General features: G+C 60.4%; 9 protein-coding genes. 3 read left to right on the top strand and 6 right to left on the bottom strand.

Translation table 11 applies throughout. The annotated features are described in order from the left end of the window. Positions 1 to 196: 196 nt before the first annotated feature. From tssE to tssK, 6 genes are all read right to left on the bottom strand, one after another. Positions 197 to 628 (bottom strand): type VI secretion system baseplate subunit TssE, encoded by a 432-nt coding sequence (tssE, locus tag U5775_RS26025; protein WP_322060985.1) that lies wholly within the window; start codon positions 626 to 628, stop codon positions 197 to 199. Positions 629 to 641: 13 nt separating this feature from the next. Next, a complete protein-coding gene (gene tssH, locus U5775_RS26020) occupies positions 642 to 3377 on the bottom strand; it encodes a type VI secretion system ATPase TssH (protein WP_322060984.1) in 2736 nt (911 codons plus the stop codon). A gap of 176 nt (positions 3378 to 3553) precedes the next feature. Beyond that, entirely contained in the window at positions 3554 to 4039 is a 486-nt protein-coding gene (locus U5775_RS26015; protein WP_322060983.1) for an Hcp family type VI secretion system effector, read from the bottom strand. 89 nt (positions 4040 to 4128) lie between these two features. Further along, the gene (locus U5775_RS26010; protein WP_322060982.1) at positions 4129 to 5898 is read right to left on the bottom strand and encodes an OmpA family protein; all 1770 of its coding nucleotides are present in this window, start codon (positions 5896 to 5898) and stop codon (positions 4129 to 4131) included. Further along, positions 5898 to 6563 (bottom strand): DotU family type IV/VI secretion system protein, encoded by a 666-nt coding sequence (locus U5775_RS26005; RefSeq protein WP_322060981.1) that lies wholly within the window; start codon positions 6561 to 6563, stop codon positions 5898 to 5900. The genes U5775_RS26010 and U5775_RS26005 overlap by 1 nt, the downstream gene beginning before the upstream one ends. Then, a complete protein-coding gene (tssK, locus tag U5775_RS26000; RefSeq protein WP_322060980.1) occupies positions 6560 to 7921 on the bottom strand; it encodes a type VI secretion system baseplate subunit TssK in 1362 nt (453 codons plus the stop codon). The genes U5775_RS26005 and tssK overlap by 4 nt, the downstream gene beginning before the upstream one ends. A 595-nt stretch (positions 7922 to 8516) precedes the next feature. Here tssK and tssB point away from each other — a divergent pair. The 3 genes from tssB (at position 8517) to U5775_RS25985 (ending at position 13139) form a co-directional block, all read left to right on the top strand. Then, the gene (gene tssB, locus U5775_RS25995; RefSeq protein ID WP_322060979.1) at positions 8517 to 9032 is read left to right on the top strand and encodes a type VI secretion system contractile sheath small subunit; all 516 of its coding nucleotides are present in this window, start codon (positions 8517 to 8519) and stop codon (positions 9030 to 9032) included. Positions 9033 to 9102: 70 nt separating this feature from the next. After that, positions 9103 to 10653, top strand: coding sequence for a type VI secretion system contractile sheath large subunit (gene tssC, locus U5775_RS25990; RefSeq protein WP_322060978.1), 1551 nt, complete (start codon positions 9103 to 9105; stop codon positions 10651 to 10653). 119 nt (positions 10654 to 10772) lie between these two features. Further along, complete coding sequence (locus U5775_RS25985) at positions 10773 to 13139, top strand: type VI secretion system tip protein VgrG (protein WP_322060977.1); 2367 nt, start codon at positions 10773 to 10775, stop codon at positions 13137 to 13139. The last annotated feature ends 2 nt before the right edge of the window (positions 13140 to 13141 follow it).

The raw sequence follows: 13141 nt of genomic DNA, 5'->3' as shown, positions 1-13141 counted from the left end.
AAATGGAAGTACGACGATCCGTCGCGGCGAATTTGACCAGTGCCATTTCAATGACGCAGTCGACTAGTGTTGAATATACACAGGCGTCAACATCTGCAGGTACAGCCTTATTTCGAGCACGGTATAAGCCTGCAGCTTTGACGATGTTGCGCGTCGGTCGGGAGATCGTGTCGCGCCATGTCACAACAACAACCGGTTACCGACTGGTCGCCGGATTGATCAGTCGTTCGACGCGCATGCGCCCGGGCGGCTCGAAGTACGTGCCGAAGCGGACCAGCCCAGCCTTTTTCAGGTAGCAAACCATTGTAAAACTCACGAGCAGCCCCGGGTCCGGGTTGTCATTGATCTCGATTCCAACCGAACGAAGGCGCGGTTCGAACTTCAGCAGCGTGCCTTCCATCTGGTTGCGCAGATCGTGGACCGAAGCCGGCAGGTTCTTGTAGACATCCGTGAGATCCGGCAGCCCGTAATCGGGAACATGCTTGAGTGCTCCCGCGCGCGTGTTCAGAATGCGCCGGATGTTTGCCTGGACGCTCAGGATTTCGAGCGTGTTGTCGTCGTGATCTTCGAGCGCCTCGCCATCGATGTGGCCGAGCAGCATGTCGTACAGAGACGGTCTCGCGGGCATGGTGTCGATCTCCTCAGGCGATAGACGATTCAGGCGTTGCTTGTGCGGTAGCCGGCGTGTCAGCGTCGAAGAAATCGATCGTCAAGCTACCTTCTGCCGAGTTCAAAAGCTTGATCGTCGTCGGTGCGTTGCCGCTAGCCATGCGCGCCAGCAGTTCGCGCGAGACCGCCGGGAGAATGCGCTGGTTGAGGAGCGCATCAACGTTACGCGCACCGGATTCACGCGCAAGGCACAGCTCAGCCATCGCGCCAATGAGCGACTCGTCGCAGACCAGCTCGACTTCGTGCTGCCGGTGCAGTCGTTCCGCGACCTTCGTGAGCTTCAGGCGCACGATTGCAGCGAGCGCTTCCACATCAAGCGGCCGGTAGATCAGTGTCTGGAAGCGGGCGAGGAGGGCGGGCTGGAAATGTGCGACGAGTTGCGGATGGATGGCTTCGAGCAATGCTGCCTGTGCGATATCCGGACTGTCGGCCGTCACTTCATCAATCTGCGCGCTGCCGAGATTGGACGTCATCAGGATCACGCAATTGCGGAAGTCGATTTCGCGGCCCTCTCCGTCGCGCATCGTGCCGCGGTCGAACACCTGATAGAAGATGTCGAGCACGTCACGGTGCGCCTTTTCAACCTCATCGAGCAGCACGACACTGTAGGGACGCTGGCGCACGGCTTCGGTCAGGACCCCACCGCGGCCGTAGCCGACATAGCCCGGGGGCGATCCCTTCAGCTGCGACACGGTGTGCGATTCCTGATACTCCGACATGTTGATCGTCGTGAGCGCAGCCTCACCGCCAAAGAGCAGGTCCGCGAGCGCAAGCGCTGTCTCCGTTTTGCCGACGCCAGACGGGCCCGCGAGCAGGAATACGCCGAGTGGCGCGTGCTCGCTCTTCAGGCCGGCCTTGGCCGTACGCAGGCTTTCTGCAAGGGCGGCCAACGCGTCGTCCTGTGCGACAACGCGTTTGGCGAGTTCGGTCTCAAGCGTAAGCAGCCCCTGCAGTTCGTCTTCGAGCAGGTTGCCGACGGGCACGCCTGTCCACTCGGCCACCACGCGTGCGATCGCCTGGGCGTCCACATCCGCGAAGATCATCGGCGCCTTGCCTTGCGCATGCACAAGTGCTTCACGTGTCCTGGACAGCGCGATGTCATCGCGCGCCGCGTTGGCCGCTGGGGCGTCACGTTGCTCGAGCAGTGCCTGCACAAGGGCAAGCTCCTGCTCGTATCGTTGCTGCAGCGATTCCATCTGGGTCTGTGCATCGGTGAGCGCGGTTTCGAGCTCAGCACGACGTTCCTCCACACCGCTGATACCGGCACGCGCATCGTCCTCGACCGTGGTGAGCTCAAGCTCAATCGCAGCCACCGCCGCGCGGGCACGCTGAAGTTCCGCCGGCGACGATTCGAGACCCATGCGCACGCGCGCGGCTGCCGTATCGATCAGGTCAACGGCTTTGTCCGGCAGTTGTCGTGCGGGGATGTAACGGCGCGCCAGCTTGACTGCGGCAATCAGCGCTTCATCGCGAATATGCACGTTGTGATACTTCGCGTAGCGGTCCTTGAGGCCGCGCAGCATGAGGCAGGCCGCGTCGTCGTCGGGCTCCTCGACCTTGATCATCTGGAAGCGCCGCTCGAGCGCAGCGTCGCGCTCGAAGTATTCCTTGTATTCCGACCACGTGGTGGCCGCGATCGTGCGCAATTCGCCACGCGCCAGTGCCGGCTTGAGCAGGTTGGCCGCGTCGGCGCCGCCGGCGGCGTTGCCGGCGCCAATCAGGGTGTGCGCCTCATCGATGAAAAGCAGGATCGGCTCGGCCGATGCCTGTACTTCGTCGATCACATTTTTCAACCGCTGCTCGAATTCGCCTTTCACGCCCGCGCCCGCCTGCAGCAGTCCGAGGTCGAGCGTGAGAATGCGTACGTCGCGGATCACGTTCGGCACAGTGCCTTCTGCCACGCGAAGAGCGAGGCCTTCCACAAGCGCCGTCTTGCCAACACCCGGTTCGCCCACGAGAATCGGGTTGTTCTTGCGCCGGCGAGCGAGCACGTCGACCATCTGCTGGATCTCGCGATCGCGGCCGAACACGGGGTCAATCTTGCCTTCGCGCGCTTTCGCCGTGATGTCAATTGCGAAACGGGCGAGCGCGTCCCCTTCCACATTGCGCTTTACCTGTTGTGCGGTTTTCGCTTCCAGCGTGGGACTGGCGGTTGCTGATCGAGTTGCCGCATCTGGCGCCACCGGGCGTGCTTCCGGTTCTTCCGGCAGGTTTTCACATGAACGCTGCCCGAGGCGCGGGAGCAGGCGTTGGATCTGAGCGCTGCTGATCGTCCGCAGCTGCCATGTTTGGGGCGTGCGAAGGACATGCGGCGCATCGACAATTGCCTGCAGGACATGCCCCGAACGGATGGCAGGGTCACCGGTACTGGAAGACGCATGAAACGCGGCTTCGCGCAGGACGTGGGCCAGTTGCTGCGAGAGACTGGGGCGACCCCGCAGATTACGCGGAGTGTGTTTGATGGCCGCGAGCAGGGAATCCCAGACCGCGTCCAAGTCGAGATCGTAGTGAATCAGTATTGCCGGGATGTCACCGTCCCCGGCCTCGATCAGTTTGAGCAGCCAGTGCTCGACCGTAATTTCATTCGCGAGTCGTGTCTGGCACAGGCTCGCCGCTGCTTCAAGCGCCCCGGCGCAATATGGATTGAGCTGGCGCAGAAGCTCGCTGGTGTCGCGGGAAGACGGGTTTCGGTCGTTGAGCACGTTCATGTTCGGGCTGGTCGCACGTCTGAAGAGAGGGGGTAGGCGCACTGGCGCGTCCCGCCTCTTCAAAGAAAAAAGCTAGTCCGCCAGCGTGGCCTGAGCGGACTGGCAAAGGAAGGCCGGCAATCCTGAGAGAAAAACCATACCGGGAGAGGCGTGGGCGACCTTCAGACCACTGGTAATCAGGAACGCTCGTTCCAGGTGTCCTTGTGGATGATGTTGCCGTCCTTGTACGACCAGGTGATCGTCTCGTAACGCAGCTCGACTTCCTCGAGATGGTTGTGCTTCTCGTAGTCCGGATCCTTGATGTCGAGCATCTTCGGACGCACAGCCACGATCTTCACGTTGTCGAGCTTGGTATTGAAGTACTCTTTTTCCTTGCCAGCGTCGTCGATCTTGTACCACTTGATCTCGGCCGACTTCAGCGTCTGGCCGCTCGTCACAGCCTTGTAGAGATACGGCGTCGAGGAGTCGGTTTCTTTGACGAGCTTGATCGGTGCGTGCACGCGTGTACCCGTCAGCTTGCCGGTGTTGCCGTCGGTCGGAATATGCAGATCATGGTTGAACGCCGTGATCTCGACGCTGCCTTCACGGCCCTGGACCGTCACCGAACCCTTGATGTCGGCGCCGCCATCGTCCTTGAGCCACATATATGCCGGAATTGCCATTTCTTGCTCCCTTCTTCTTACTGCGACAATCGCCCGGAGTCAGTGACCGGGCTTCATCATCCCAAAGCCTGTGCTTCGGGGGCTAAAAGCTAACTGGCCGAAGACCGGGCCTTTGCATGGTTTGCGTCAGGCGACGAAGTATCTGCGGCGCGAGCGGGACCTCGGGGCACCGCGTCAGGCACCAGCGTGATCTCCACACGGCGGTTCCTTGCGCGTCCTGCATCCGTGTCGTTGCTCGCGATGGGACGCGTATCGCCGTAGCCCTGAATGGCGAACTGCGTGGGCGCAATGCCGGAGGCCTGGATCAACCAGTCGCGCACGGCTTCGGCGCGCGCTGTCGAGAGTTTCAGGTTGCTGTCCGGGTCACCCACGTTGTCGGTGTATCCGGCCACGAGAATCCGTTTGTCGGGATGCGACTTGATCATCTCGAGCGCATCGACCATGACTCGCGTCGAGCCATCCTTGAGTTGCGCCTTGCCGCTGTCAAAGAGAGACATGCTGTCAAGCGTCACAACGGCGGGCGGCGGCGGCGGGGGCTGCCAGGATGCGATCGCCGTGTTCAGGGCCGGAATCAACTGGGCGCCCCGGTACATGCCGAATGAAAGCCGCAAGGGCACCCCGCTACGCTGGTATTCGAGCAGCCTGCCGCGATCCGCCACGAGCGCCTTGAGGGCGTCCCGACGCGCCGCATCATGATCGGCCGGGATCATCGAATAGCGTCCAAGATCCGCTCCGATGTGATCCAGCAACGCCTGGTTGTTTCGGCCGGCTGCCCAGAATGCGATCAGGGCCAGGCATCCGGCAATGCTGAACACATGTGCGAGCGCGCGCAGTCGCGGCGAAACCCAGAACTTGCGCGGGGCAGCTTCAATGATGGGCTGCGGCAGGGGCCACGGGGCGGGGGTTGCAGCCAGCGCAGGAGGATTCAGTCGTGTGCGCATCGCCACGGCGGCCTTCCATGCGCTCAGTCCCGTGTCCTGTGGACCGCAATTGATCCACCCGATGCCGTACAGGTTCCAGAGAGCGGCCGGATGATGCCGGTCGCGTAGCGGGCCGATCACCGCACGCTGTGTCCAGTCAACCAGCGCTGCAAGCTCCGCGGCACGCCAGGCTGGGGTGCTGTCATTTTCCGATTGCCATGCCGCACGTTCGGCCGCACGCACGACAGCCTCAAACCGTGTCGCATCCTCGAATGGCGTCGCACTGGAAACACCATACCAACGCGCGGTCGCGAACTGTTCGGTCCCGGAGCCGAGCCGCTGGTAGATCGCGACATAGCCGGGCAGGCGCGTACCCAGGAGCTTTGCTGCATCGCTCACCGCCTGACGGATCAACCTCAACTTCTGCGCAAGCGCATCATCATCACCGTATGCCGCCGGCGTGAGTGTCAGCACGACTCCTTCCGGCGCGCGACCATCGCGCCATCGCCGCACAGCAACAGCGATACGCGGCAGGCTCTGCGGATTGGCAATGCGCAGCCAGATTGCGCCTTCGCCGACCCATGCCAGTTGGTCTTTCCCGTACTCCCGGTCAAAGATCTGCGCAAGACCATCGCCACAAACGAGGAACACAGGCATGCGCGTGCGCATGCTTGCAGGCAGATCCGCCGTCGTGTTGCCCAGCGCCGCCATGACTGCCTGTTGCTCGTCCTGACGCTCCCGAAGTCGCCACGTCCGGAACAGCACAAATGCCGCACCCAGGACAAACGCCCCGGCGGCAATCCACCACGCGAGTACACGGTCGACTGGCAGCACCGCAAGCGCGAGTGCGATGACCAGCACGGTCGTCACTCCTGCTACCCTACGGTGGGGGTAGCCGCCATGGAAGAACTGCCGTGGAACTTGGGAACCCGCGAGCATCAGGTTTTCGCCGCCAACAGATGGGAGACCTGCAGATCGAGGCCTTGCCCGATCAGCACGAAGACGATTGCGCCGGCCGCACACACGAGTCCGGCGATTGCCCACGGCGAGAGCCGGTAGAACCAGTCCAAGCGGTGCGTTCGCGCCGCATCAACGATGAGCCCTGAATCCTCCGAAGGAGTCAGTTTCGCCAGGCGCTCATTAAGGGACCGGATGATAGCGGCACGCTGGGAGGCCCCTTCACGTGCATACCGGCCTTGGAAGCCCAGGCCGAGTACAGTCGCATAGCACTCGAGCAGTTCGACATTGGGCGGTGTTTCACGCATGCGTACAGCAAGACGGCTGTACACCTGTTCTCCCGCATCGTGTTCACCGTAGCGCTCCACCTGCAACGGCGTCGCTTCCCATAGCGGACGGCTTTCCAGCGGGAGATGGGCGAGCACCGTTTCGTCGAGCAGGCCGCATTGCATGTACAGTGCATCGCGTGCGACATCAACCGGGACCTTGCGCGCATCCATGGCCGCGGCAAAGTCGTCGGTCAGCCTGCGACACTGTGCCCGCAGGTCCTCGACGTCATTCGTTGTGGCGCCCTGCGCCAGTTGCGAGGTTTCCAGCGCGGTATTACGAAGCAGGGCGGAAAGCGGAAGTGGGCTGCTGGATGTCATTTGTCGCCCGCCGATGTCAGTACAGCGTAGAGCTCCAGCGACGCTTCAGGAATGGTTCCCGGCAGATAGATCTGGCACGTACGCGCAGCGAGCATCCCCGCGAACACGGGATCCTTCGAGTCGAGCGCAAAGTACTGGTTCTCAAGCCGTACGGGAATAGCGGCGGGAACGCGTTGTACCGGGCGAAGTGGCACGCCGGGGAGTGCGGAGTTGACGATATGGGCCACATCGTCTGGTGCGCCAATCTTGCACAGCCGCGGAATCCGTTCGACCAGATCGAAAGCCGGCATCGCTGCGTTGACTGACAGGTACCAGTCAGCGCCTTCGAGCAGGCGATCGTCATGGATCTGTCCGCTCCAGTATGTCGGGCCTTTCTTCAGCAGCCCGATTGGCACGACGCGCGACGGAATGACGGCGTTGAGCAGATCACGAATCAGGTCCTCGAGCTTCGAGAAGACCTCGTCCTGGCGGTCATGCTCGTACGCCGGAATCTCGGCGAGATTGACACTCGTCGAGAAGGTCAGCAGCGCGCCAGTGAGTCGCGCGAGAACGTGATAGAGCCGCTCGGGCGGCTGGTACGGGTGGCTCGCCAGAAAGCGCAGTTCAGGCCATTGCGTATTCAGGGTATTGAGCAGCCAGTACAGCGAGACATCCGCTACACCGAACTCGGCAACGTTATCGACGCGCTCGCTCCGGCGCGCGGCCAGTGCAATGCTTTTGGCCTGGAGGATGTCGGCGATGCGGGAAACCCGTTCCTCGTGGCGCGGATGACCGGAGAGCGCGAGGCAGGGCGGCACCCAGTTATGATCGACCTCGAATACGCCGCGCTGACCGCGAACAAGCCGGAAGATCGGGCAGACCAGGTAGTCCGCGTGGGATTCGAAATCGAAGAGCAACTGAAGTGCATGGCGTTCGACAGCAAGCTCTGCGTCCGTCGTGCCGTGCAGGTCAGGCACCTGTGCGTATTCGCGGTAATAGCGGCGCGGGCGCGAAGCCGTTTCCCCTTCAACGCGGCAGTTGTTGCCGACCGCGTCGAGCAATGGGAGGCCGACGTACACAATCACGCTCTGAACGTCTGGCCCAACGTCGCGTCCGAGATCGCGGGCCGGCGGTAGCACGTCAGCAATCGACGTGTCGATGGGTGTGCCATCGGAGAAGCGCATCTTGAGGGCGGTGAGCTTTGCGCGCCCGTTGACCAATAGCTCCTCGTCCACGCCAAAGTTCAGTATACCCCAGGGATTGGCGATTGCGAGCGGGACGATCTGTTGCAGGGCGAATTCCCACCATCGGCCCTGCTGCTGAAAATGATGTGGGGCGAGCACAATGCCCTCTCCCCAGGCCGGTTTGAATGTCCGCATATTGTGATCAATGAGGTTTACTGAACATCGGGTGGCGGATTTTAAACACACGCCCCTGGGTGTCGTCCAGTAATTAATGTTACATGCATGCATAACGCGCATGAAGAGAATCTTTCTTCAGCCCGTTTCGGGATGCGCCCTATCTCAATAATAATCGCCCACATAATCTGAGGTTATGCGAATTCAATGCATATTGGGTTTTGTGCCGTTAATCTGACGCCTGTCAACAAGGCCAGGCATGGTGTTCGAGCCAAAATCGCTACTTTCGTGTATCAGCGCAATTACGAAATTTCCACATCAATGTCAATCAAACAAATCTGATTTAACAAAGAATAAATATTTTTGGAGACTCAGAGCCAGATCCTTGAAAGTCATTCGAGAAAGATCCCCTTTGACGAATTGAGGAATAAGGGTTCTAATGCAACCCGGATATAGCGGGTGAATGATATTGCTTGCTTGAGACGAGTTAGCGGGAGCGTGCGTAGGAGTCCTGATGGCATGCAGTACCTGATCGCCAGGGATGGTTAGGCACCTGCTGCGCCTGCCGGACGGCACCAGCTACGGTGGGTTTGAGTGACCACTTATGGGAAAAGGTATGGCTGACAGCTTTCAGAAAGAAATTCCGTCAAGCAGAATTAACATTTCTGTCGACCTGCACACGGGCGGTGCGCAAAAGAAGATCGAGCTGCCTCTGAAGCTGCTTGTGGCAGGGGACTTCGGTGCCGGGAAGGCGACAGGGGCGCTGGCCGAGCGCAAGAAGATCTCAATCAACAAGAACAACTTCGATAGCGTCCTCGCCGACTTCAACCCCGAGCTGAAGATCGCAGCAGAGAACACGCTGGCTGCAGATGGGACTGAGCTTCCCGTGTCGTTGAACTTCCGTTCGATGAAAGACTTCGAGCCGGAACAGGTTGCCCGCCAGATCCCTGAGCTGCAGGCCATGCTCGCGATGCGTAACCTGTTGCGCGATTTGAAATCCAACCTGCTCGATAACGGCACCTTCAGACGCGAGTTCGAGAAGATCCTGAAGGATTCGGCATTGTCGGCACGTCTGCGCGATGAACTGTCGCAGATCGCGACCGCTGCAATGCGACCGGAAGGTCATGCCTGAGACAAAGGCTAAACAGGCCTTCACCGCATCCCGAATCTCTCTGGCCGCAAAACGGCCGACAGGACATCACATGGCACAGAACGAATCCCAGCAGGCCGGCGCGCGCGAAAGCCTCGTGCTGCACGCTCCCGAAGCGGAGCATAACAGCGTCTATCAGGCGTTGTGCGAAAAGATCAACCTCGAACCGGTCCGCGAGGCCCGGCCGCTCGAAGCATTCCAGAACAGTGACCTGCTTTCCGAGTCGTCGGCAAGCGAGCGTATTGCACGTGGCATGAGCGCGTTCCTTGAACTGGTGGGCAAGGGCGACAAGCCCGTCGAGCGACTGGACAAGTCGCTCCTCGATTTCCATATCGGCCAGCTCGACGAGCAGATCAGCCGGCAGCTCGACGCGGTGATGCATCATCCCGAGTTTCAGGCGCTCGAGTCGCGCTGGCGCGGCGTGAAGTTCAACATCGATCGCATCGATTTCCGCCGCAATGTGCGCGTCGAAATGCTCGATCTGTCGAAGGAAGACCTGCTGCGCGATTTCGAGGACTGCGCCGAAATCATCCAGAGTGGTCTCTACCGTCACACCTATATCGACGAGTACGACACGCCGGGCGGCCAGCCGATCAGTGCGATGATCGCCGACTACGAATTTACGAACTCGCCGCAGGATATTGCGCTCCTGCGCAACATCTCGAAGGTGGCGGCCGCCGCGCATATGCCGTTCATCGGTTCGGTGGGTCCGAAGTTCTTTGGCAAGCAGACCATGGAAGAAGTGGCCGCCATCCAGGATATCGGCAACTACTTCGACCGCGCCGAGTACATCAAGTGGAAGAGCTTCCGCGATACCGATGACGCCCGCTACATCGGCCTGACGATGCCCCGCGTGCTCGGCCGTCTGCCGTATGGTCCTGACACGACGCCGGTGCGCAGCTTCAACTACCAGGAAGACGTCAAGGGCGCGGACCACGAGAAGTACCTGTGGGTCAATGCGGCGTTTGCCTTCTCAGCAAACATGGCGCGCAGCTTCATGAATAACGGTTGGTGTGTCCAGGTGCGCGGCCCGCAGGCTGGTGGCAAGGTCGAAGACCTGCCGGTCCACCTGTACGACCTTGGAACGGGTGTGCAGCCCAAGATTCCGACCGAAGTCCTGATTCCGGAGACGCGTGAGTTCGAGTTCGCCAATCTCGGCTTCATCCCGCTGTCGTTCTACAAGAACCACGACTTCGCGTGCTTCTTCTCGGCCAATTCGGCCCAGAAGCCGGCGCTGTACGAGACCAAGGAGGCCACGGCCAACAGCCGCATCAACGCGCGTCTGCCGTACATCTTCCTGCTTTCGCGCATTGCACACTACCTGAAGCTGATCCAGCGCGAGAACATCGGCACAACCAAGGACCGACGCGTGCTCGAGCTTGAGCTCAACAACTGGATCAAGGGGCTCGTGACCGAGATGAAGGACCCCGGCGACGAGCTGCAGGCTTCGCACCCGCTGCGCGATGCCAAGGTCACGGTCGAGGATATCGAGGACAACCCGGGCTTCTTCCGCGTGAAGCTCTTCATCATCCCGCACTTCCAGATCGAGGGTATGGACATCGGCCTGTCGCTGGTGTCGCAGATGCCCAAGGCCAAGAACTGAAGATCGGTTGCTGGCGCACGTGGACGTGCGCCGGCGTCGCCTAGTCAATTTGCCAGCTGCGGCGTACCGGTAGAAATATCCGGTGCGCTGGGCGGGGGGGGTCCCCGGGAGGGTTGAAGGTGGGTGTCAACGAAGCGATTGGAGCCCTGAGAAGGGATGGCCTGCAGGCCTATCATCTTGATATTCTCGGCAGCAAGAGTGCGCCGGGTTTCGACGTCGTAGATTTTGACGGCGTCGAGGAGGCGGGTGTGCCTACCCGTTTCAGGATCAAGCTAACCCACAGGACTGCGGATCTGCCTGTGGACGATATCCTGACGAAGACCGCTGTCTTTTCGATCCGGCCGCCGACCCTGGCGGGTGTGGCACTACCCGCGGGCCCCGGTAAACAGGTTCAAGGCGTCATCACGGGTTTCAACCAGCTTTCCAGCAGCAAGGACGAGACGACCTACGAGGTCATCCTCGAATCACGCATCGCGCTGCTGCGTAACGTCAAACGCTGCCGCATTTTTCTGGGACAAACCGATCCTGAAATTGCCGAAACGGTGCTTCGCGAGCACGGTCTCGGCGCAGGCACAAGCGACTTCGAGTTTACGCTTCGCCGCGAGTACCCGAAGCGTGACTTTGTGATGCAATGGAACGAGACGGACCTTGAGTTTATCACCCGCCTCGCGCGTCGTTCCGGCATCTGGTTCGTGATTCGCCAAGGCGAATACGGTGAAGTGACGCACTTCGGTGACGACTTTACGCACTACGAGCGCAGCGATACCTTCGTCGCTCCTTTCAGGCCAGCCTCGGGTCTCGAAAGCACTGGCGCAGAGTCGGTTGAAGAATTCGAAACCCGGACGAAGACGATCGCCCAGGCTGTGACAGTACGGCACTATAACCATCGCCACGCCCCCCAACCGATTGACGGGGAAGCCAACGCCGCGCCCGATGACAAGACGACCTGGGGCACGCCCGATGTCTGGGCTGCGGGACATCTGAGCGATGATCAGGCTGAGTGGGAAGCCCAACTGCGGCACGAAGCGCTGTTGTGCGAAAAGATTGTCTATACGGGCAAGGGCAACGCGTTGTGTGTCGCGCCTGGTCGTGTTTTCAGGCTCACCAATCGAGCATTGCCGGACGCCGAATACGGGCAGTTGATCACGCGCGTTGAGCACAGCGGATCGCGGAAGAAGCCGTATCGCAACACCTATACCGCGATTCCGTCGCACCTGATCTACCGTATGGCCCTGCTGGAATCCACCTGGCCCAAAATCCACGGAACCGTCAGCGGACGTATCACGTCGCCGGACCGCTACAAGTACGCCTACGTCAACAAGGACGGCCATGTGATGGTAGCGTTCGACTTCGACCGCGACGAACGCACGCCAGGGTTGACGAGCTGCTGGATGCGGGTCGCGAAGCCCTTTGCCGGCGCTAAAAATACAGGCCTGCATTTCCCGAATCTTGACGGGTCGGGTGTTGAAGTCGCCTTCGAGAATGGCAACCCCGATTTCCCGTATGTCGCGCACATCATGCACGACAGCGTGAATCCGGATGTCATCACGAGCGACGATCGCTGGATGACGCGCAATGTCATTCACACGCAGTCCAATAATACCCTTCAGATGGAGGATTTTGAAGGGGAGGAGCACGTAAAGCTCGCGACCGAAGGCGGAGGGAAGTCTCAGCTCAACCTCGGACACATGGTGAACGCGCAGCGTCAGAGCCGCGGTGAGGGTGCAGAACTCCGCACTTCCGCGTGGGCGGCCGTGCGCGGTGGACAGGGTGTATTTGTTTCTGCCGACGATCAACCTGTGGCTTCCGGTAAGCAACTGGATATGCGCGCCGCTGAGGATCTCCTTCAGCAGGCCCTTGAGCAAATGCAGACTCTGTCAGATGCTGCGAAAACTGCAAACGCATATGCGGCGGAAGTCGAAAAGCAGCGCGATTTGCTGAACGACACGCTCAAAGGCCTCAAGCAGGCGGGCATCCTGTTAAGTGCGCCGGCTGGTATGGGCCTCGTTTCTGGTGATCATCTCCAGGTCAGCGCAGCCAAGAACCTCGTCGCTACGGCCGGCGGTAATGCTGAGGTCGGCGTGCTGCGAAAGCTGACGGTAGCTGCAGGTGACGCGATTTCCCTTTTTGCGCAGAAGCTCGGACTCAAAATCTTTGCCAATCAAGGGAAAGTCGAAATACAGGCTCAGGGAGACGAAATGTCCCTAGGTTCCCTGAAGGATCTTACTGTCACCAGCACAAACGGCAGAGTGGTCATTTCGGCGTCCAAGGAAGTCTGGATTGGCTCCGGCGGGTCCTACATCAAGATTACGGGTAGTGGTATCGAAAACGTCTCGCCTGGGGACATCCTTGAGCGCTGCGCATTTTGGGACACTGTGGACCCGGGCTCGGAAACCGTTCCACTTCCACAATTCCCTCGAACGACCTGTAAGAGTTGCCTCATCGATGCCATGCGCCAAGGTTCGCCCGGTGTATACGCCAACTAGGG

Origin of the sequence: Paraburkholderia sp. J63, assembly GCF_905220245.1 — a bacterium.
Lineage (GTDB): Bacteria > Pseudomonadota > Gammaproteobacteria > Burkholderiales > Burkholderiaceae > Paraburkholderia.
Note: the sequence above shows the minus strand (reverse complement) of the source record. Positions and strands in the feature narration are given on the sequence as shown.